A 20,293-nucleotide genomic window follows, 5' to 3' on the forward strand; every position below is an offset into this window, starting at 1 on the left:
CGCGGACGGCGCGATGATGGCGCCGTGAGCGACTGGAACCAGCAGATCATCGACGAGTTCCGTGCCAACGGCGGCACGGTGACGACCATGGGGTTCGGCCGCGGGCTGGTGCTCGTGCACCACCTCGGCGCCAGGAGCGGCACCGAGCGCATCAGCCCGGTGGCGAACATCCGCGACGAGGACGGTTCGCGCCTCATCGCCGCGTCCAAGGGCGGCGCCCCGGACAACCCCGACTGGTTCTACAACCTGCTCGCCCACCCCGACGTCCGCATCGAGACGCCCGACGGCGACGAGCAGGTGCACGTGACCGAGCTCAAGGGCGCGGAGCGTGACGCCGCGTGGGAACGCTTCAAGGCGATGTCGGAGGGGTTCCGGTCGTACGAGGAGAAGACGACGCGGACGATCCCGGTGCTGAAGCTCACACCGGTCCGCTGACGCAGGACGCCCCCGGAGCCTGTCGACGGGTCGGGAACGAGAACGCTCCCTGAGCCTGTCGAAGGGCTCGGAACGAGAACGCTCCCTGAGCCTGTCGAAGGGCTCGGAACGAGAACGCTCCCTGAGCCTGTCGAAGGGCCCGGAACGAGAACGCTCCCTGAGCCTGTCGAAGGGCCCGGAACGGGTTGGCGTTCTTCCCCGACGTGGAGGAACGCCGACCTCTTCGAGGCCCTTCGACGAGCTCAGGGAGCGTTCTCCCGTTCTCGCGCCCTACCGCCCGCGCGTCGCCTGGCGGGCGCCGCGGACGTGGCGCGGGTCGCCGGGCATGGGGCCCTTGGGCATGCCGACGACGGGGCGTACGGCGTCGAGGGCGCGGAGGCGCTGCTTGAGGTCGGTGACCTGGTTGGGCTGGAGGACCTTCGGCAGCTTGCGGATCCGGTCGGCCAGCTTGTCGAGCGGGACCTGGTTGGGGGCGTCGCCCATGACCAGGGTCGTGACGGCGATGCCGTACGCCACGCGCTCGTGCTTGCGGGCCTCGCCCTGCAGGAGCTGGCGGACCCGGCCGGCCTCGCCCTCGCCGATCAGCACCAGGCCGCCCGGACCGATGGTGCGGTGCACGACGTCGCGCTGACGGTTGGCGGCGACGACGGGCGTCGACACCCACTGCTTCGGCAGCATCGACAGCGCGACCTCGGCCGAACCCGTCTGGCCGGCGTAGCGCTTGTACGTCGCCCGCTTGGCGCGCCGCACGAGCATCATCATCGCCAGCAGCAGGCCGACCAGCAGGCCCATGACGATCAGGTAGACCAGGTGGTCCCACAGCAGGCCGACGACCACACCGACGACCACCGGCAGCAGGAACGCGGTCAGCAGCACCCACGGCAGCTGCGGGTCGAACTCGCGGGTGACCTTGTAGGCCTGCCCGATCTGCTTGAAACGGCCCATGTCGGCCGGGTCGGTCGAGCTCTTGCGGCGCTGCTTCTCCGCGACCTTGGCCTGCTTGGCCAGGGCCTTGGTCTCCTTGGCGCTGGGCGCCGGAGCGGTCTTGGCCGGGGTCACAGCGGTCGACCCCGTACGGGTCGTCGTCCTGCGGTCCGCCATCAGCGGGCAGCCTCCTCGGGAGACAGGTTGTCGCGCGAGGAGAGGGCCTCGCGGTAGAGGCGGCCGGCGCGGTAGGACGAGCGCACGAGCGGCCCGCTCAGGACCCCGGCGAAGCCGATCTCCTTCGCCTCGGCCGCGAGCTCGACGAACTCCTCCGGCTTGACCCAGCGGTCGACCGGGTGGTGGCGCGGCGAGGGCCGCAGGTACTGCGTGATGGTGATGATCTCGGTGCCGGCCTCGTGCAGGTCGCGCAGCGCCTCGGAGACCTCCTCGCGGGTCTCGCCCATGCCGAGGATGAGGTTGGACTTGGTCACCATGCCGGCGGCGCGCGAGTAGCGGAGCACGCCGAGGGACCGCTCGTAGCGGAAGCCGGGACGGATGCGCTTGAAGATCCGCGGCACGGTCTCGACGTTGTGCGCGAACACCGCGGGGCCGGCGGCGAACAGCTGGTCCAGGTAGTCGGTGTTGCTGGAGAAGTCCGGGGCCAGCATCTCGACGCCGGTGCCCGGGTTGAGCTCCTTCACCTTGCGGATCGTCTCGGCGTAGAGCCAGGCGCCCTCGTCGGGCAGGTCGTCGCGGCAGACGCCGGTGATGGTCGCGTAGTTCAGGCCCATCTTCTGCACCGATTCGGCGACGCGGAGCGGCTCGCCCGTGTCGAGGTCGGCGGGCTTGCCGGTGTCGATCTGGCAGAAGTCGCAGCGCCGGGTGCACTGGTCGCCCCCGATGAGGAAGGTCGCCTCGCGGTCCTCCCAGCACTCGAAGATGTTGGGGCAGCCCGCCTCCTGGCAGACGGTGTGCAGGCCCTCGGACTTCACGAGCTGCTGGAGCTCGCGGTACTCGGGGCCCATCTTCGCGGTGGTCTTGATCCAGGCCGGCTTCTTCTCGATCGGGACCGCGGCGTTGCGGACCTCCAGCCGGAGCATCTTGCGTCCCTCGGGCGTCACGGTCACCCCGTCACGATACCCGCCGGCGCGCAGGCGCCAGGCCGGGACTTCCGCCGCCGTACGCACCTGTCACGGGCGTGCGGCCGCGGAAGTTCCCGGGTCGGACCTCGACCTCAGGTGACGTCGCGGCGGCGGAAGACGAGCGCGCCGGCCACGACGGCCACGACCGCCAGCGTGAGCCAGTAGAGGCCGCTGTGGCCGAACGAGACGTGCTTCTCGATCTCGGTGTAGTCGCTGCCGTCCGCCAGCGTGCTGCGGTACTGGGTGTACGTCACGCCGTGCTCGAGGAACGCCTGCAGGTTGAGCTCGGGCAGGTAGGGCGGGAGCCACGCGAGCGGAGCGTCGACGTCGGAGGTGAAGCCCGCGACGACCGTCCGCACCAGTCCGTAGCCGAGGGGCACGGCGATCGCCGCGACCGTGTGCCGGGTCAGGAGGGCGATGACGTAGCCGGCGACGCCGGCCAGCGCCACCATGACCACGGCCCGGCCGCCGGCGGCCGCCACGTGCCCGGCCCGGACGAGCGGCTCGCCGTGCCCGGCCACCTGCGCCGCGGTGAGTCCGAGCGTGGCGAACACGGCGACCGCCCCGAGCAGGGCGGACGCCAGCAGCACGGCGACGCCCTTCGAGGCGAACACCTCGAGCCGCCGGGGGACGAACGTGAGCCAGTTGGCGAGCGAGCCGGTGGCGTACTCGGCGCCGATGAAGGACGCGCCGATGAGGAACGCGGCGAAGAGCGACAGGTACGTCGCGGTGCTGACGCCGGCCACGCCGACCTGGTCGAAGGGCGGCGGTGTGACCTGGAAGTCGGCCTCCGTCGGGGCCGGGTCGTAGGACTCGCACTCCTCCTGGGTGCCGCCGCCCTGCCGGACGCACTCGGCGACCGACTGCGTGTGCTGGGCCTGCCAGGTCTGCTGCGCGGCCTCGTACGCCTGCCGCGCGCTGGCCTGCGCCGCGGCCGTCGGGGCGACCTCGGAGTGGATGAGCACCTGGAACAGCGCGACGGCGGCCAGCACGACGACGGCGGCGACGATGCTGACGCGCCGGGAGCGGAGGCGGGTCAGCTCGGCGGCGGTGAGGCGGACGAGGTCGTTCACGACCGGCCCCCGCTACGGCGCGGGGCCGTCGGCGCGAGCGGTGCGGGTGGAGCGGCTCTCGGTGCGCCCGCCCCCAGGTGCTCCTCGGCGGTGAGGCTGAGGAACACCTCCTCCAGGTCGGGGCGCTGCCAGACGAGCTCGGCGAGGTAGATGCCGTGGTCGGCGAGCGCGCGGTTGACCTGGGCGGAGTCCAGCGGCACCCCGGGGGCGCCCGAGCGGACGAGCACGGTTCCGGGGTCGCCCGGCGACGGAGCGAAGCCCACGCGCGCCAGGACCTCCGCGGCCGCGGCCGGGTCGGGGACGCGGACCCGGACCGCCTCCGTCCCGCCGCGGGCGAGGATCGCGTCGACGTCACCCTCGGCGAGCAGCCGGCCCCGACCGATGATCGTCACGGTGTCGGCGACCTGCTGGACCTCGTTGAGGATGTGGCTGGAGACGAGGACGGTGCGTCCGGCGTCGGCCAGGCCGCGCATCGTCTGGCGGATCTCGTGGATGCCGGCCGGGTCGAGACCGTTCGTCGGCTCGTCGAAGATCAGCAGCTCCGGGTCCTTGAGCAGGGTGCCGGCGATCGCGAGCCGCTGCTTCATGCCGAGCGAGTACGAGCGGAAGCGGTCCCCGCCGCGCTCGCCCAGGCCGACCTCGGCGAGCACCTCCGGGACCCGCTGCTTCGGCGCACCGATCCCGGCGGCCAGCAGCTCGAGGTTGCGGCGCGCGGTGAAGGCGGGGAAGAACTTGGGCTGCTCGACGATCGCGCCGACCCGGTCGACGACGGCGGGCAGCTGGGCGGGGACGGGCTTGCCGAAGAGCGTCATCGACCCCGAGTCGGGCCGGACCAGGCCCAGCAGCATCCGGATGGTGGTGGTCTTGCCGGAACCGTTCGGGCCGAGGAAGCCGTGCACCCCGCCGCGCGGGACGTGCAGGTCGAGGCCCTCGACGGCCACGCGGCGGCCCTTGCGGGTGCGGTAGGTCTTGCGCAGGCCGGTCGTGGACACGGCCAGCTCCGGGGCGCGGGCGTGCCGCGGGGCAGCGCTCGTCGTCATGGGTCACCCTCTGCTCGGGGGTCGGGGCCGCTCACGCTAGCGGCCGGGGGGTCCCACCCTCGCGGGACGCGCGCGACCTGTCGTCCCTCCGTGGGACACCGCGGGTCAGACCCTGGTCCCAGGCCGACGCCGCGCGCGGAACGCTCCATCAGCTCGTCGAAGGGCGGAACGCTCCCTGAGCTCGTCGACGGCTCGGAACGCTCCCTGAGCTTGTCGAAGGGCCTCGAAGAGGTTGGCGTTCTCGACCGGGCACAGGCGACGTCGACCCGTTCCGGGCCCTTCGGCAGGCTCAGGGAGCGTCGCCGCGTACAGCCTCGCGTGTCGCCGACGAGGCCACTTGGCTCAGGTTCCTCGTGCTCTGCCCGCCCTGCAGAGCTGGCTGAGCACGTGTATCTCACGTCAACGTGAAATGCACGGTCGGCTGAACGGGGGCGCGGAACGCGCGAGGGCTCAGCGGACGGACGCCGTCAGCCCGTACGTCACGCCGGACGACGCGGCTGGCGCGAGGTCGGCGACGTCGGGCGTGCGCTCGTACGGCTCGAAGGCGAGCAGGCGCTCGAGGTGGGGCACGAGGACGTACGCCAGCGAGGTGAGCGCGGGGGAGGAGCCGAGCTCGGCGGTGATCGACGTGACGCCGGCGTCGGCGATCCCGCAGGGGACGATCCGGTCGTACGCCCGCATGTCGGGGTCGGCGTTCAGCGCGAACCCGTGCATGGTCACGCCCCCGGCGACGCGGACGCCGATGGCGGCGACCTTGCGCTCGGGACGGCCGTTCGACGGGTCGGCCGCGAGCCAGACGCCGGACCGCCCGGGGACCCGGCCGGTCGACAGGCCGACCTCGGCGAGGGCGTCGATGAGTGCCTGCTCGAGGCGGCGCACGTAGTCGACGACGCCGAACGCCTCGGGCAGCCGGACGAGGGGGTAGCCGACGAGCTGTCCCGGTCCGTGCCAGGTGATCTTGCCGCCGCGGTCGACGTCGATGACGGGCGTGCCGTCGAGGGGCCGCTCGTGCGGCTCGGTCCGCTTGCCGGCGGTGTAGACCGGCGCGTGCTCGAGCAGGAGCAGGGTGTCGGGTGCCTGGCCCGCGACCACCTCCGCGTGCAGGCGGTGCTGGAGGTCCCACGCCTCGCGGTAGTCCACGGGGTCCCCGCCGAGACCGAGGTAGCGCACGTCGAGGCTCACGGCCGCGAGTCTAGGACGCGCGCCGGCACCGCCCGTCGCGAGCGGCGGACGCCTCGGACCGAGGGCGGCGGCTGCGTCCTCGATTAGTTCTTCTCAGCATCTTGACAGCCCTCCCTCAGAGGACGAGGTTGGCATGCGCCGTCCTGCGTGCACCGGGCCAGCCGACCCGCTTCACAGGGACCAGAAGGGGTGCCCCGTGCCTTCTCGTCTGCGCTCGGTCCCGGTCGTCCTCGTCGCCACGCTGGCGACGCTGACCGTCACGGCGTTCGTCGCCCCGGCCGATGCGGCCGGGCACCCGCACAAGCGTCAGGCGGTGACGATGCTGCACAAGCAGCTGGCGGTCCCGCAGCGCGCGGCCGCGCTCGACCACCACGCGAACCGGCAGGCCGACGCAGGTGAGCAGGGCGGGGAGGAGGACGAGGACGAAGCGGGCGCCTTGCGTGCCCGGGCGGCGTACGAGCAGTCCATCGTCGCGGCACCGGCCGCCGTGGCTCCGGCCGCCGGGCTCCTGGAGGCGCACCGCGCGGCCGCGGCGCTGCCCTCCCGAGGCAGGCGTTGGGACGAGGTCACCGACAAGCCTTTCCTGAACGACCCGGTCGGGCGCGGCCAGAACTACGGCGTCGGGTGGGGTGTCGTCACCGGCCGGATGACGGCCTTCACGGCCCGCGGTGGCTCGGTCTGGGCCGGGTCGGCGAGCGGCGGGGTCTGGCGCACGGGCAACCGGGGCAAGACCTGGACGACCGATGACAAGGGGCTGCCCCGCCTCGCCGTGGGGGCGCTGGCGACCTCGCCGAAGGACGACTCGCTGTGGGTGGGGACCGGGGAGCCGAACAACTCCGCCGAGAGCCAGTACGGCGTCGGGGTCTACCAGCAGAAGCGTGGGTCGAAGACCTGGCGGCGGGTGGGCGGGCACGAGATCGACGGAGCCGGCGTCCACCGGATCTCCTGGATCGGCAGCTACGTGTACGCCGCCACCACGCACGGGCTGTTCCGCCGCTCGCGCACCGCGTCGCGGACCACGGCGTGGACCGCGGTGCTGCAGCCGGGCGGTCCCGCGCTCTACCCGCCCACCTCCGACGTCACCGACGTCATCGCGGTGCCGGGCTCGCGTGGTCGCGAGGTGCTGGCGGTCGTGGGCTGGATGGGCTTCAGCGACCCGCCGGACGTGGGACGCAACGGCTTCTACGTGGGCAGCGGTGGTGCGGGCAGCTTCGCCCGCGTCGGGCTGACGGGCGACATCGACGCCAAGACGGTCGCTCGCACCACGCTGTCGTCCTCCCAGGGCCGCCTGTACGCCGTGGTCGCCGACTCCAGCACCGGCGACCTGAGCGGTCAGGGGGTCTTCGTCTCGCGCAGCGGCGACCCGGCCGGTCCGTGGAGCCGGATCGCGGACGTGGACAAGCTGGCGGCGTCCGGCTCGGCGCTGGGCGATCTGACCAGCGGTTACTACCCGGGCGTGCAGGCCTGGTACAACCAGAACATCGTGGCCGACCCGAAGGACGCCGACCACCTCTACCTGCAGCTGGAGGAGGTCTTCGAGTCCACCGACGGGGGTGCCAGCTGGGCCACGGTCGGCCCGTACTGGAACTACGACATCAGCTGCGAGCAGGCCGACGGCGACCCTTACGACTGCCCGCCGACCACTCACCCCGACCAGCACGCGGGGATGATCTACCGCGGTCAGTTCTGGGCGGGCAACGACGGCGGGGTCTGGCGCCGCCCGACGTCGCAGCACAGCCGCGGTCGCTGGACGAACCTGAACGCCGACCTGCACACCCTGCAGAACTTCTCCGTCGCCGCGGGTCCGGTCGGCAAGGAGACCGCGTACTGGGGCGGCCTGCAGGACAACGGCGAGTCGTACGCACGGACCAACCTGAAGCAGGTCGAGCAGGCCTTCACCGGAGACGGGGGCGACACCCTCGTCGACCCGCGGGCCGGCGACCGCGCGGTGATGGAGTACACGAACCTCGACATGTGGAGGACCACCGACGGCGGGCAGACCCAGACCGAGATCTCGCCCTCCTGCCTGACGGCCACGGACCCGCCGAAGACGTGCGACCCCAACCCGCGCTTCATCGCCCCGATCGAGATGGACGTGCACGACCCCGACCACTGGGTGGCCGGCGGGCAGTACGTCTGGATCGACACCAAGTCGTGGGCGACGACCTGCGACAGCGCGGGGTGCGACTGGAAGAAGGTCTACGACACGGGCGAGGGCCACCAGGTGACGGCGCTCGGCGTGAGCGGCGGGACGACCTACGCCGCCTGGTGCGGACCCTGCAACCCCGAGGAGGACGCACCGTTCGAGCGTGGTCTGGCCACGAACGTCGGCGGCTCGTGGCACACCGTGCCGCTCGACGGGATCCCGAACCGCTACCTCACCTCGATCGCGGTCGACCCGGCCAACCCCGCGCACGTCTACGTCAGCGTCGGCTCGTACAGCCGGCGGTGGATCCCCGACGCCGGCCAGGGGCACGTCTTCGAGTCGCGCGACGGCGGTGGCTCCTGGACCGACGTCAGCGGCACCCTGCCCGACGCCCCCGTCTACACGGTCGCGATCGCCGGCTCGCAGCTCGTCGCGGGGACCGAGGTGGGCGTGTTCGGTGTCGACCGGTCGACGTCGACGCCGGCTCCGGCCGCCGCCGCAGGGGCGAAGGCGACCGCGGGCGGCCGGTCCGTCGCCACCCCGACCAGCTGGTACGCCCTCGACAAGGGCCTGCCGGAGGTCACCGTGTGGGACCTCCAGGTCACCTCGGGCGGCGAGCTCGTCGCCGGCACCCACGGCCGGGGGACGTGGCGGCTGAAGCTGCCCGCGAGCTGACCCGGTCGGCCCCGTGGCGTTCCTACCGCGCGCCGCGGGGCTCCGGGTCGTCGGCCAACCGCTGGTGCAGGACGTGGTCCTGCCAGCGCCCGGCGATCTGGAGGTAGCGCGGCGCGAGGCCGATCTCGCTGAAGCCGTTCTTGGCCAGCACGCGGCGCGACGCGTGGTTGTGCACGAGGGTGCCGGCCTGCACGCGGTGCAGGCCGAGCTCGTCGAACGCGACGCGCAGGACCGCCCGCACCGCCGTCGTCGCGACGCCACGGCCGTGGACGGCGGCGTCGAGCCAGTAGCCGAGGTCGGTGGAGCGGAAGGCGCCGTGGACCACGTTGTTGAGGTTCACGCGTCCGGCCGCGCGCCCGTCCACGAGGACGAGCCCCGGGAACGACGCGCCGGCGGCGTGGTGGCCCAGCGCCTCGGTGATGCCCCGGCGCTGACCCGCCTCGGTGAAGTACGCCGCGGGCCGCACCGGGTCCCAGGGGGCGAGCGCCTCCCGGTTGCGCACCAGGAGCGCCGCGAGCGCGGCGGCGTCGTCGGGGCGGACGAGCCGGAGCTCGACGCGGAGGCCCGCCGGTCGCTCGGCCACGGCCTCAGACGGCGGGGTTGGCGCCCTGCAGGGCGGCGGCGACCGTCTGCTCGACGTCGCGGGCCTCGAAGACGTAGCCGTCGTCGAGCAGCCGCTTCGGCAGCACCCACATGTCGTCCAGCAGCTGGCCGGACAGCTCGCCGAGCGCGCGCCGCAGCACGGCGGCCGGGGCCTTGAGCAGGCGCGGCCGGTGCAGCGCGCGGGCGAGCGCGTCGGTGAACTCGGCGTTCGTGCACGGCTCGGGGACCGTCAGGTTGTACGCGCCCTGGGCGTGCGGGGTCGCGGCGGCCCAGCGCACCACGCCGAGGTAGTCGGCCAGGCTGATCAGGGGCATCCGCTGGGTGCCGTCGCCGAGCACGGTGCCGAGCCCGAGCGACCAGGCGAGCCGCATCGGGACGAAGGGGCCGCCGCTGCGGTCGAGCACGGGGCTGGTCCGCAGGAACACCACCCGGACGCCGGCGTCGACCGCCTCCTGCGCCGCGGCCTCCCACCGGACGCAGACCTGCGCCAGGAAGTCGGGGGCCGCGGGGTCGCCCTCGACGTGCGGCTGCTCGGTGCGCCGGCCGCCGTACCAGGCGACGCCCCCGGCCTGCAGCAGCACCGGCGCGTCGGTCCCGCGGGCCGCGAGGGCCCGGGCGACCGTCGACGTCGTCTGCACGCGCGAGGACAGGATCGCCTCGCGCCGGCTCTGCGTCCACGGGCCGGTGAAGACGTTGACCCCGCCCAGGTCCACGACGGCGTCGACGCCGTCGAGCACCGCCGGGTCGAGCTCGCCCGCGGACGGGTCCCAGCGCCGCTCGCCGAGCGCCGCCGGCTCGCGCCGCACGAGGCGCAGGACCTCGTCGCCCTCGGTCGCGAGCCGGACCCGCAGGGCGGTGCCCAGGAACCCGGACGCGCCGGCGAGCAGCCAGGTCGTCACGCGCGTACCCGTCTGCCGGCCGGTGCCCGCACCGGGCCTAGACCCCGAACTCGGAGCCGAAGTCGCCGCCCTCGAGCCGGGCCTTGACCATGCTCAGGAACCGTGCGGCGTCGGCGCCGTCGACGAGACGGTGGTCGTACGTCATGGACAGGTACATCATGTCGCGCACCGCGATGGTGTCCCCGACCCCGGGGACGTTCAGCACGACCGGGCGCTTTACGAGCGCGCCCGTGCCGAGGATCGCGACCTGCGGCTGGTTGATGATCGGGGTGTCCATCAGCGTCCCGGCCGAGCCGTAGTTGGTGATGGTGAAGGTGCCGCCGCTCAGGTCGTCCGGCGTGACCTTGCTGGCCCGCGTCCGCGACGCGAGGTCGGCGATCTTCTTGGCCAGACCGGCGATGTTCAGGTCGCCGGCGTCCTTGATCACCGGGACCAGCAGGCCCTTCTCGGTGTCGACCGCGATGCCGATGTGCTCGGCGGCGGGGTAGGTGATCGTCCCGGCCTCGGTGTCGATGGTGGCGTTGACCTTCGGGAAGACCTTGAGCGCCTCGACGGTGGCCTTGGTGATGAAGGGCAGGTACGACAGGCTCGCTCCCTCGCGGCGCTTGAAGTCGTCCTTGGCCCGGGCCCGGATCTGCGAGATCGCGGTCAGGTCGACCTCCACGGTCGCGGTCAGGCTCGCCGCGATCTGCTGCGACTCGACCATGCGGCGCGCGATGGTCGACCGCAGCCGCGACATCTTCTCCGTGGTGCCGCGCAGGGCGCTCGGCTCGGCGGCCGGCGCCGACGGGCGAGCCGCGGGGGCGGACGGGGCCGCGCTGGCGGCCGGTGCGGCGGCGGGAGCCGGGGCGGCGGCCTGCTTGGCGACCTCCTCGGCGGCCTTGCGGGCCTCCTCGGCGGCGGCGAGGACGTCCTGCTTGCGGACGCGGCCGCCGACCCCGGTGCCGGTCACGGAGGCCAGGTCGACGCCGTGCTCGCGGGCGAGCTTGCGCACGAGCGGCGTGACGTAGCCCTCGTGGTCGCCGGCCACGGGCGCGGGCGAGCCGCCCCCGGTGGCGCCGTGCTGCTCCGGCTGCGCGTCCTGGCGGCTCGGGGTGCTCGGCTGGCCGACGCGGCTGCGGTCGGCCTCGCTGTACGAGGGCGGCTCGGGCGCGCTGGTGGCCGTCGGCGCGGCCTGCTGGCCGGGTGCCACGGCCGGGGCGCCCTGACCCTGGTCCTGCGCGGGCTGCTGCGGGCTCGCCTGCTGCTGAGCCGGCTGCTCCGCGGGAGCGGCCGGGGCGGCCGGGGCCGAGGGTGCGGCGGAGGCGTCGCCGATGATCGCGAGGACCGCACCCACCTCGACGGACTCGTCCTCGGCGACCCGGATCTCGAGCAGCGTGCCCTCGGCCGGGGACGGGATCTCGGTGTCGACCTTGTCGGTGCTCACCTCGAGCAGCGGCTCGTCGGCCGCGACGGAGTCGCCGACCTGCTTGAGCCAGCGGGTCACGGTGCCCTCGGTGACGCTCTCGCCCAGCGCGGGCAGGTGCACCTCGGTGCCCTCGGCCGGCCCGGAGCCCGACCCGCCCGACCCGCCGGTCTGGTCACCGGCGCCGGTCTCCTGCGCCGCCTCGGCGACGACCTCCTCGGGGCGGGCCGCGTTGGCGCCCGCGCCGCTGTCGGGGGTGCCGCCGCTCACGGGCGTCGGGTCCTCGGCCTCGATCTCGGCGTCCGCGTCGTTCCCGCCGGAGGCGGGCTCCTCGGAGGCACCACCCTGCGCGGACCCCTCGGAACCATCACCCGACGGCGCCTCGTCGGCGCTGCCGATGACGGCCAGCACGGCGCCGACCTCGACGGTCTCGTCCTCGGCGGCCTTGATCTCGAGCAGCACGCCGGCGGTGGGGGAGGGGATCTCGGTGTCGACCTTGTCGGTCGACACCTCCAGGAGCGGCTCGTCCTCCGCGACGGTGTCGCCGACCTGCTTCAGCCAGCGCGAGACGGTCCCCTCGGTGACGCTCTCGCCCAGGGCCGGAAGGGTGACAGAGGTCGGCATGGTGGTGTGGTGCTCCTTCTCGCGCTGCGCTGGGCCTGGTCCGAGTGCTCGACCGTGGTGGTCGCCCGGCTCGGCCGGGCGAGGACGGGGTCAGCCTAGTGCCGCGCCTCCCCGCGTTCCGTGCACCTCCGGCCCGGACCGTGCCCGGCTCCTGTGCGGCCCCCGGCGAGCCGACGGCCGCCGCGGTTCAGCGGTGCGCGTGCAGCGGCTTGCCGGCCAGCGCGAGGTGGGCCTCGCCGAGCGCCTCGTCGAGGGTCGGGTGCGCGTGCGGCAGCGCGGCGACCTCCTCGGGCCAGGCCTCCCAGGACGTGATGGCCTGGGCCTCGCCCATCAGCTCGCCCACGCGCGCGCCGACCAGGTGCACGCCGACGACGGGGCCGTCCTTGCGGCGCACCAGCTTGACGAAGCCCGAGGTCTGCAGGATCTGCGCGCGACCGTTGCCGGCGAGGTCGTACGTCTGCGTCTCGACCTCGCCGAAACGTTCCCGGGCCACGGCCTCGCTCAGCCCCACCGAGGCCACCTCGGGGTCGCTGTAGGTGACGCGCGGGACCTGCTCGTCGGGGACGAGCACCGGTGCCCGGTCCAGGCGGCCCGTGCGGTGCGCGACCTCCTCGGCGACGAAGATGCCGTGAGCGAAGCCGCGGTGCGCCAGCTGCAGGCCCAGCACGAGGTCGCCGACGGCGAACACGCCCGGCACCGCGGTCTCGAGGCGCTCGTCGACCTCGACGAACCCGCGGTCCAGACCGACGCCGGCCTCCTCGTAGCCCATCCCGGCCGAGCGCGGGCCGCGGCCGACGGCGACCAGGACCACGTCGGCCTCGAGCGTGGTCCCCGCCTCGTCGTCGAGGCTGACCCGCACCCCGGTCGGCAGCGTCTCCACGGCGCTGACCGGGCTGGCGGTGCGGACGGTGATGCCGCGCTTGCGGAACGCTCGCAGCAGCGCGGCGGACGACGCGGGGTCCTCGCCCGGCACGAGCCGGTCGAGCGCCTCGACGACGGTCACCTCGACGCCGAAGGAGCGCCAGGCCGACGCGAACTCGACGCCGATCACGCCGCCGCCGAGCACGACGGCCGACGTCGGGAGGGTCTCGAGGCGGAGCGCGTCGGTGCTGGTCAGCAGCCGCTCGCCGTCGGGCACGACGCCCGGGATGGTCCGGCTCTGCGAACCTGTGGCGAGCACGACCGCACCGCCCGTGAGGGTGCGCTCGCCGTCGGCCGTGACCACGACGACCGCGGGGGCCGTGCCGTCGCCGGTCACCAGGCGCCCCTCACCCTCGACCACCGTGATGCCGCGGGAGGAGATGAGCCCGGTCAGGCCCTTGTGCAGCCGGCCCACGACGCCCTCGGCGTACGCCCGGACGCCGGCCAGGTCGATCTTGTCGACGGTGGCGTGCACCCCGATCCGCGCGCCCTCGCGCGCGGCGTCGGCCACCTCGGCCGCATGCAGGATCGCCTTGGTGGGGATGCAGCCGTAGTGCAGGCAGGTCCCGCCCAGGCGGTCCCGCTCGACGAGCGCGACCGACAGCCCCAGCTGGGCGGCCCGCAGCGCGCAGGCGTAGCCGCCGCTGCCGGCCCCGAGCACCACCAGGTCGTACGCGTCGTCACTCACGGGTGAAGTATCGCGCGACCACCAGCACCCTGGCCGGTGCTCGACCGCCACCGCCGGGTCGTGCGCCGGTGCCTGGACGACGAGAGAGCGAACACGTTCTTCGTTCGCGAACGAGGAGGAAGGCGCCGGGTTGGAGCACGATCCGCGCCGGAGCGGAGCGGAGGCAATTAAACTCGCGCCATGGGTTGGTTCAGCCGCACCAGGGGCAAGGTGCGCAGCGCGAGCGGTCCGTCGGCCAAGGCCGACGAGGCGACGACGACCCACCTCACGACGTTCGCGCGCAGCCGCCGCGGGGTCGAGGCCTTCGTCGAGCCGCAGACGTCGGTGACGCGGACGACCCTCCTGCTGGTCGCGCACGACGGCGAGTGGACCCGCCGCGTGGTGCCGTCCCCGCAGTGGGCGCACGCCTTCGCCGAGTCCCTGCAGATCCCCGGGTACGACGCGGCCGTGGTCGGCTACCCGCAGCGGATGCGCGACTACAACACGCGCAACAAGAAGCACCCCGACCTGCGCTGAGTGACGCGCCTCACACTCTCTGAGGGCATCCAGCACCAATCCGCGGCTCCCGCCGCCCCGAACCGCCTGTGTGCGGGCGCCCTCTCGGGGGGACTCCCTGACGGTCCTCGGCCCACAGGCCGCGCTCGGACACCCGCACCGGCGGGGGCGTGCCAGAGGTGGGATGGCCTCGTGGCGTGCCGGGGCACCGCCGGTGCGGGCGGAACGTGGTCGGGCCCGGCCCGTCGTGAGCGAGGGGCCGGGCGTACGACCCGGTGTGCGGGTGGCGGTCGTCGGCGAGCCCGACGACCTGCTGGGGGGCAGCCACCTGTGCGGGAGCCGCGCTGGTCCAGGGGGGTCGGCGCGGCTCTCCCCTCAGGGGATGCACATGGAACGGGGACGATCCGGCACCGCAGCGGTGCCGGATCGTCCCCGTCGTGCGTGCTGGGGGATCAGCCCGCCATGGAGCGGGCCAGCGCCACGAGCGTGGTGACGCCCACGCCCGTGCCGCCCGTGCTGAACGAGCCCTCCGGCGAGCCCGTGCGGAAGGCCGGGCCGGCGATGTCGAGGTGCGCCCACGGCGTGGGGGCGTCGACGAACTCGCGCAGGAACGCCGCCGCGACGAGCGCGCCGCCGGAACGGTCGCTGCCGCCGGTCGAGCGCAGGTCGGCGACCGAGGAGTCGAGCTTGCCGCGCGTCTCCGGCGGGATCGGCAGCTGCCAGAACGGCTCGCCCGCCGCCTTCGAGGCCTCGAGCACGCGCTGGGCGGTCGCGTCGTCGGTGGCCATCACGCCCGCGGTCCGGTCGCCCAGGGCGACGACCGCCGCACCGGTCAGCGTGGCCACGTCGACGACGAGGTCGGGGGAGTCGGCGTTGCTGCGGGCGAGGGCGTCGGCCATGACGATCCGGCCCTCGGCGTCGGAGTTGCCGTTCTCGACCGTGGTGCCGCCGTAGATGGTGATGACGTCGGAGGGGCGGTAGGCCGACCCGGACGGCATGTTCTCGGCGAGCGCGCCGTACGCGGTCACCTGCACCTTGAGCCCGAGCTTGGCGATCGCCCACGTGGCGGCGAGCACGGCGGCGGCGCCGGCCATGTCGCACTTCATCGTGTACATGCTGTCGCCGGGCTTGAGGTTGAGGCCGCCGGTGTCGAACGTGATGCCCTTGCCCACCAGGGCGAGGTGCGTCTTGGCGCCGCGCGGCCGGTAGCTCAGGCGCACCAGGCGCGGCGGGCGCGCCGAACCGCCGCCCACGGCCATCAGCCCGCCGTAGCCCTGGGCCTCGAGCTCGCCCTCGTCGAGGACCTCGACGCTGATCCGGGTGCCCTTGACGAGCGCCTGAGCCTCCTCGGCGAAGGAGGCGGGGTAGAGCAGGTTGGCGGGGATGTTCACCCACTCGCGCGCGGTGAGCACGGCGGCGGCGACGACGTTCGCGACCTCGGCCACGTCCTCGCCGGCGGCGGTGCGGGCCGCCCCCTCGTGCAGCACGGTCACCTTCTCGACCGCGGGCGGCGTGGAGGAACGTGCGCCGACGCCCGCGTACGCGTAGGTCCCCACGAGCGCGCCGGTGGCGACGGCGAGGGTCGTCTCGGGCGTCGAGGTGCCCAGGGCGACGACGACCGAGAGGGCGCCCCTGGCGCGGGCGGCGGCCTTGGCGCCCTTCTGGTCCGCGCCGTCGGCCAGGCCGGAGGCGTAGCGCACGCCCGTGGCGGCGGCCTCGCGCAGGGCGACCGCGGCGGCCGCCTCGTCCTCGCCCTGGTCGCCCAGGCCGACCACCACGAGACGGACGTCGCCGACCGGCGGCAGCGTGCGGGTCTGGCCCGCCTTGCTCGTGGCGCCGACGGAGGCGGCGAGGGTGGCCACGTCGGTGCCGAAGCTCTTCGCGTACGCCGCGTCGACGGCTGCGGGCACGCCCCGGACGCCGTCCTCCGCGAGACCGACGACCAGCACGACGGAGCCGCGCGGGAGGGAGGTGGCGAGGGCGAGCGAGGGCAGCGGAGGAGTCGGCATGATCGCCAGGCTAGTGCGGCGGGTCGGCGCGCTCCGGCCCGGCCGCAGGGGCCGCCGCCCGGACGGCGGGGCGTCGCCGGCGCGGTAGGTTCGCGGTCGGACAGGCGGGCCGGGCGGCCCGTCGCCGGGACGGCGAGGAGGAGCGGTGGGCGTCGAGGGAACCTCCGGGTTGCGCAGGTCCCCGCTGCACGAGCGCCACCTCGCCGCGGGCGCCAAGTTCGCGTCGTTCGGCGGCTGGTCGATGCCCCTCGAGTACGCCGGCGGCGGCGTCGTCGCCGAGCACACCGCCGTGCGCGAGGCCGTGGGGCTCTTCGACGTGAGCCACCTCGGCAAGGTCGGCGTCGTCGGTGCGGGAGCCCTCGCGCACGTCAACCGCGTGCTCACCGGCGACCTCGACCGCATCGGTCCCGGCCAGGCGCAGTACACGCTGCTCTGCAACCCCGACGGCGGCGTGGTCGACGACCTCATCGCCTACGTGACCGGCTCCGACGAGGTGCTGCTCGTTCCCAACGCCGCGAACGCCTCCGCGGTGGTCGCCGCCCTGCACATGGGCGCCCCGGAGGGCGTCGAGGTCGTCGACCTGCACGACGCGTACGCCGTGCTCGCCCTGCAGGGACCCCGCGCCGACGAGGTGCTGGCCGCGGCCGGCGTGCCCGTCGAGCTCGACTACATGGCCTTCGCCCGCGTCCGGCTGGGCGACACCCTCGTGATCGTCTGCCGCACCGGCTACACCGGCGAGCGCGGCTACGAGCTCGTGGTCCCGGTCGCCGGCGCCGAGGCGGTGTGGGACGCCCTGGTGGCGGCGGGCGAGGCGTACGGCCTGCGCCCGGCCGGCCTCGGCGCGCGCGACACCCTGCGGACCGAGATGGGCTACCCGCTCCACGGCCAGGACCTCTCGCCGCAGATCTCGCCGCTGCAGGCGCGCTCGGGCTGGGCCGTCGGGTGGTCGAAGCCGGACTTCGTCGGCGCCGACGCGCTGCGCGCCGAGAAGAAGGCCGGTCCGAGCCGGCTGCTGCGGGGTCTCCGGGCCGAGGGCCGCGGAATCCCGCGTCCGGGCATGGTCGTGCGCGACGCCGAGGGTGCCGAGGTCGGGACGGTCACCTCCGGAACCTTCTCCCCGACGCTGCGGACCGGCATCGCGCTGGCCCTGCTGGCGCCCACCGTGGGCGAGGACGACACGGTGACGGTGGACGTCCGCACGCGGCGCGAACCGTTCCGGGTCGTCAAGCCGCCCTTCGTCGCTTCGCACGTGCGGTGAGCGTGCCCGGACGAGGCGTGCCCGCGCGCGACGGGGGCGGGACGGCCGTGCGGAGCCGGCTGCGCACGCGGCTGGCCCACCTCGTGCTCGTGCTCGTGGGGCTCGTGGCCGTGGTGTACGGGCTGAGTCTCGGCGGGGCCGACGAGGTCCGCTGCCGGGGCGAGGTCATGACCCCCGGGTCGGTGTGCGTGAAGTCGGACGGGTCGGAGGGCCAGACCTACGAGCAGCGACTGGCGACCCGCCGCTCGGCCCGGCCGGTCGTGGCCGGGGTCGGGCTGCTCGTGGCCGGCTTCGGGACGTCGCTGCTGGTCGCCGACGTGCGCCGCGGGCGTACGCGCCTCGCCTCCTGAGCGCGCCGAGGTCGGGCCACAGGGCGCTCAGAGGTCGAACACGCACGCCTCGGCGCCCGACAGCGCCACCGCGATGCGGCGCCGCTGCCGTTCGTCGAGCTCCTCGGGCGGGTCGTCCGCGGGCCGCCAGGCGACCTCGAGCGTCTCGTCGTCGCCGACCTCGGCCTCGCCGGAGACGTAGCGGCACCGGAAGGTGAGGCTGACGTACTGGCAGACGTCCCCGTTGGGGTAGCGCACGTCCGGGTCGGTGGTCAGCAGGACGAGCCGCTCGGGCTCGACGGTGACCCGGAGCTCCTCCCACACCTCGCGGGCGACGGTCGTGGCCGCCTGCTCGCCGGGCTCGAGGATGCCGGACGGGAGGGCCCAGCGCCCGTCGTCGGAGCGGCGGCCGTAGAGGATCTCCGGCCCGCCGCGGTCGTCGCGGACGACGACCGCGCACACCCCGGTGAGGAAGAGCCGGTCGTGACCGACGTGCTCGCGCAGCTGGACGATGAACTCGGGCACCGGCACGGCGACGACCCTAGGCCGTGGCCCCGCCCATCCTGGGCACCGCGACCGGGCACAACCGGTCGGACACCGCGTCGAACCAGGCCTCGCGGTCTCCCACCGCCTGCTCCAGGTGCCCGAAGAGCTCGAGCGTGACGGCGCCGACGAGGCCGGCCCACGAGCACAGGCCGGCGCGGAGCAGGTCGTCGGGCAGGTCGCCGGCCAGCTCGCGCACGCCGACGACCGCCTCGTGGAAGGCCGCGGACGGGGCAGGTTCGTCGGCCGCGCCCGCCACCGGGGCGCCGGCCGCGGCGGCGTCGGCCAGCAGGGTGAGCAGGAGCCGGGTGACCCGGGTCGCCGGCGCCACGGTCTGCCGGGGCGCGACGTAGCCGGGGACGGGGGAGCCGTAGAGCAGCGCGTAGTCCCACGGGTGCTCGCCGGCCCAGCGCCGGAAGGCGTGCGCGACGGCGGACCAACGCCCTGCCAGGTCGGCGGGGTCGACGCGGGCGGACGCGGTCTCCACCGCCTCCCCGTGCTCGTCGAAGCACTCGACCAGGAGGGCCGTCAGCAGCTCGTCCCGGCTCGCGAAGTAGCGGTACACCGCCGACGAGGCCATCCCGACGTCGCGCGCGACCGCGCGGACCGAGAGCGCGGCCGGCCCGACCGTGCCCAGCTGGGCCCGCGCGCTGGCCAGGATCGCGCGGGTCAGGTGGTCCCGGGCGAGGGCGCGCGCCGAGGTGGAGGCGGAGGCCGGGGGCGAGGTCATGGCCCTCATCCTGCACCAGCCGCGAGCGGTCGTCGACGTCGAGAGCGGTGCTCTTGTGAAGTGGTCGCTGGTGTGCAACTCTTCTCGTACGAGAGCGGTGCTCTCTTTCGAGAACAGGAGACGCAGATGCAGGACACCACCGGCACCACCCCCAGCCCTCGCCCCACAGGCCGTACGGCCGTCGTCGTCGGGGCCGGCCCCGTGGGCCGCGAGGCCGCCCGGCTCTTCCACGAGTCCGGGCACACCGTCAGCGTCGTGACCCGGTCCGGCCGGGCGTCGGGCGTCGAGGGCGTCCGCAGCGTGGCCGCCGACGCGGCGGACCCGGAGGCCCTCACCCGCCTCGTCGCGGGCGCCGACGCCCTCCTGAACTGCGCCAACCCGAGCGACTACACGGTCTGGGAGCAGGTCTGGCCGCCGCTCGCGGCGAGCCTGCTCGCCACCGCGGAGCGCACCGGGGCCACGCTCGTGACCGCGGCGTCGCTCTACCCGTACGGCCCCGTGGACGGCCCGATGACCGAGGGGATGCCCGACCGGGCCACCGACCACAAGGGCCGGCTGCGGGCGCGGATGTGGGCCGAGGCCCGCGCGGCCCACGAGGCGGGCCGGATCCGCGCCGTCGAGGTGCGCGCCGCCGACTACCTCGGCGCGGGCGTCGGTCAGAACGGGCACGTGTCGCGCCAGATCCCCACGGCCGTGCAGGGGCGGACCGCGTGGATGATCGGCGACCCCGACCTGCCGCACACGTTCACCGACGTGACCGACATGGCCCGCACGCTGGTGGCCGTCGCCTTCGACGCCTCGACCTGGGGCCAGGTCTGGCACGCGGTCAGCCCGGCGCCGAGCACGCAGCGCGCCGCGCTCACCGGGGCGCTCGCCGCGCTCGGCCACGCACCCGTCGCGGTCCGCGGGATCCCCGTGCCGGTGGTGCGCGCGATCGGACTGGTCAGCCCGATGATGCGCGAGCTCGGCCAGCTCGGCTACATCTTCGGCCGGCCGTACGTCATGGACTCCGCGCGTACGCAAGCCGCGCTCGGCCTGGCTCCGTCGCCGTGGGAGGACATCCTGCGCCGCACGGGGGAGGGGAACCTCCCCGCCGCCGTGGCCGAGGTCCGCTGAGGCCGGGCCTCCGCTCGCGCGGCCGGTGCCGGCGTCCGGGTCGGCCCGCGACCAGG

Annotated in this window: 18 protein-coding genes; 6 read left to right on the forward strand and 12 right to left on the reverse strand. The window is 74.5% G+C overall.

What is annotated here, in order from left to right:
* Positions 1 to 24 precede the first annotated feature (24 nt).
* Positions 25 to 435 carry a nitroreductase/quinone reductase family protein gene (locus tag BMY04_RS16395; protein ID WP_091183326.1) on the forward strand — a complete coding sequence of 137 codons (411 nt, stop codon included), beginning with the start codon at positions 25 to 27 and terminating at the stop codon, positions 433 to 435.
* A 270-nt stretch (positions 436 to 705) separates the two neighbouring features.
* Here the strand turns inward: BMY04_RS16395 and BMY04_RS16400 are convergent, their stop codons facing one another.
* From BMY04_RS16400 to lipB, 5 genes are all read right to left on the reverse strand, one after another.
* Entirely contained in the window at positions 706 to 1,536 is an 831-nt protein-coding gene (locus BMY04_RS16400) for a DUF4191 domain-containing protein (RefSeq protein WP_091183330.1), read from the reverse strand.
* On the reverse strand, positions 1,536 to 2,459 hold the full coding sequence (gene lipA, locus BMY04_RS16405; protein WP_198410221.1) for a lipoyl synthase: 924 nt from the start codon (positions 2,457 to 2,459) through the stop codon (positions 1,536 to 1,538). The genes BMY04_RS16400 and lipA overlap by 1 nt, the downstream gene beginning before the upstream one ends.
* Positions 2,460 to 2,593: 134 nt before the next feature.
* Positions 2,594 to 3,574: an ABC transporter permease subunit gene (locus tag BMY04_RS16410; protein ID WP_091183337.1), complete on the reverse strand. Its 981-nt coding sequence runs from the start codon at positions 3,572 to 3,574 to the stop codon at positions 2,594 to 2,596.
* Entirely contained in the window at positions 3,571 to 4,614 is a 1,044-nt protein-coding gene (locus BMY04_RS16415) for an ABC transporter ATP-binding protein (protein WP_091183341.1), read from the reverse strand. Before BMY04_RS16415 ends, BMY04_RS16410 begins: the two co-directional genes overlap by 4 nt.
* Before the next feature lie 450 nt (positions 4,615 to 5,064).
* The gene (gene lipB / locus BMY04_RS16420; RefSeq protein WP_091183345.1) at positions 5,065 to 5,796 is read right to left on the reverse strand and encodes a lipoyl(octanoyl) transferase LipB; all 732 of its coding nucleotides are present in this window, start codon (positions 5,794 to 5,796) and stop codon (positions 5,065 to 5,067) included.
* Positions 5,797 to 5,992: 196 nt separating this feature from the next.
* On the opposite strand from lipB, the gene BMY04_RS16425 reads away from it, so the two are divergent.
* Positions 5,993 to 8,617, forward strand: coding sequence for a beta propeller repeat protein (locus BMY04_RS16425; RefSeq protein WP_091183351.1), 2,625 nt, complete (start codon positions 5,993 to 5,995; stop codon positions 8,615 to 8,617).
* Between the two features lie 22 nt (positions 8,618 to 8,639).
* Here the strand turns inward: BMY04_RS16425 and BMY04_RS16430 are convergent, their stop codons facing one another.
* The 4 genes from BMY04_RS16430 to lpdA form a co-directional block, all read right to left on the reverse strand.
* Positions 8,640 to 9,200, reverse strand: coding sequence for a GNAT family N-acetyltransferase (locus BMY04_RS16430; protein WP_091183354.1), 561 nt, complete (start codon positions 9,198 to 9,200; stop codon positions 8,640 to 8,642).
* Between the two features lie 4 nt (positions 9,201 to 9,204).
* Complete coding sequence (locus BMY04_RS16435; protein ID WP_091183358.1) at positions 9,205 to 10,119, reverse strand: TIGR01777 family oxidoreductase; 915 nt, start codon at positions 10,117 to 10,119, stop codon at positions 9,205 to 9,207.
* Between the two features lie 37 nt (positions 10,120 to 10,156).
* Entirely contained in the window at positions 10,157 to 12,148 is a 1,992-nt protein-coding gene (gene sucB, locus BMY04_RS16440) for a 2-oxoglutarate dehydrogenase, E2 component, dihydrolipoamide succinyltransferase (RefSeq protein WP_091183362.1), read from the reverse strand.
* A 187-nt stretch (positions 12,149 to 12,335) separates the two neighbouring features.
* Positions 12,336 to 13,757 carry a dihydrolipoyl dehydrogenase gene (gene lpdA / locus BMY04_RS16445; protein WP_091183366.1) on the reverse strand — a complete coding sequence of 474 codons (1,422 nt, stop codon included), beginning with the start codon at positions 13,755 to 13,757 and terminating at the stop codon, positions 12,336 to 12,338.
* 180 nt (positions 13,758 to 13,937) lie between these two features.
* On the opposite strand from lpdA, the gene BMY04_RS16450 reads away from it, so the two are divergent.
* The gene (locus tag BMY04_RS16450) at positions 13,938 to 14,273 is read left to right on the forward strand and encodes a hypothetical protein (RefSeq protein WP_091183370.1); all 336 of its coding nucleotides are present in this window, start codon (positions 13,938 to 13,940) and stop codon (positions 14,271 to 14,273) included.
* 431 nt (positions 14,274 to 14,704) lie between these two features.
* Here BMY04_RS16450 and BMY04_RS16455 read toward each other — a convergent pair whose 3' ends face one another.
* Positions 14,705 to 16,261, reverse strand: coding sequence for a leucyl aminopeptidase (locus BMY04_RS16455; RefSeq protein WP_091183374.1), 1,557 nt, complete (start codon positions 16,259 to 16,261; stop codon positions 14,705 to 14,707).
* 145 nt (positions 16,262 to 16,406) lie between these two features.
* Here BMY04_RS16455 and gcvT point away from each other — a divergent pair, with 145 nt between their 5' ends.
* Both gcvT and BMY04_RS16465 read left to right on the forward strand, forming a co-directional pair.
* Complete coding sequence (gcvT, locus tag BMY04_RS16460; RefSeq protein WP_232506455.1) at positions 16,407 to 17,519, forward strand: glycine cleavage system aminomethyltransferase GcvT; 1,113 nt, start codon at positions 16,407 to 16,409, stop codon at positions 17,517 to 17,519.
* Between the two features lie 17 nt (positions 17,520 to 17,536).
* Positions 17,537 to 17,869 (forward strand): hypothetical protein, encoded by a 333-nt coding sequence (locus tag BMY04_RS16465; protein ID WP_091183377.1) that lies wholly within the window; start codon positions 17,537 to 17,539, stop codon positions 17,867 to 17,869.
* Positions 17,870 to 17,896: 27 nt separating this feature from the next.
* Here BMY04_RS16465 and BMY04_RS16470 read toward each other — a convergent pair whose 3' ends face one another.
* Both BMY04_RS16470 and BMY04_RS16475 read right to left on the reverse strand, forming a co-directional pair.
* On the reverse strand, positions 17,897 to 18,379 hold the full coding sequence (locus BMY04_RS16470) for an NUDIX hydrolase (RefSeq protein ID WP_091183381.1): 483 nt from the start codon (positions 18,377 to 18,379) through the stop codon (positions 17,897 to 17,899).
* Positions 18,380 to 18,389: 10 nt separating this feature from the next.
* Complete coding sequence (locus tag BMY04_RS16475; RefSeq protein WP_091183384.1) at positions 18,390 to 19,121, reverse strand: TetR/AcrR family transcriptional regulator; 732 nt, start codon at positions 19,119 to 19,121, stop codon at positions 18,390 to 18,392.
* Positions 19,122 to 19,247: 126 nt separating this feature from the next.
* Here BMY04_RS16475 and BMY04_RS16480 point away from each other — a divergent pair, with 126 nt between their 5' ends.
* Complete coding sequence (locus BMY04_RS16480; protein ID WP_091183389.1) at positions 19,248 to 20,237, forward strand: NAD-dependent epimerase/dehydratase family protein; 990 nt, start codon at positions 19,248 to 19,250, stop codon at positions 20,235 to 20,237.
* The last annotated feature ends 56 nt before the right edge of the window (positions 20,238 to 20,293 follow it).

The organism is Microlunatus flavus (assembly GCF_900110855.1).
Taxonomy (GTDB): Bacteria; Actinomycetota; Actinomycetes; order Propionibacteriales; family Propionibacteriaceae; genus Microlunatus; species Microlunatus flavus.

Coding starts and splice junctions, on each gene's coding strand:
- sucB (WP_091183362.1), bottom strand. CDS start 12,148: ATGCCGACCTCTGTCACCCTTCCGGCCCTGGGCGAGAGCGTCACCGAG.
- BMY04_RS16415 (WP_091183341.1), bottom strand. CDS start 4,614: ATGACGACGAGCGCTGCCCCGCGGCACGCCCGCGCCCCGGAGCTGGCC.
- BMY04_RS16480 (WP_091183389.1), top strand. CDS start 19,248: ATGCAGGACACCACCGGCACCACCCCCAGCCCTCGCCCCACAGGCCGT.
- lipA (WP_198410221.1), bottom strand. CDS start 2,459: ATGCTCCGGCTGGAGGTCCGCAACGCCGCGGTCCCGATCGAGAAGAAG.
- BMY04_RS16450 (WP_091183370.1), top strand. CDS start 13,938: ATGGGTTGGTTCAGCCGCACCAGGGGCAAGGTGCGCAGCGCGAGCGGT.
- BMY04_RS16475 (WP_091183384.1), bottom strand. CDS start 19,121: ATGACCTCGCCCCCGGCCTCCGCCTCCACCTCGGCGCGCGCCCTCGCC.
- BMY04_RS16455 (WP_091183374.1), bottom strand. CDS start 16,261: ATGCCGACTCCTCCGCTGCCCTCGCTCGCCCTCGCCACCTCCCTCCCG.
- BMY04_RS16400 (WP_091183330.1), bottom strand. CDS start 1,536: ATGGCGGACCGCAGGACGACGACCCGTACGGGGTCGACCGCTGTGACC.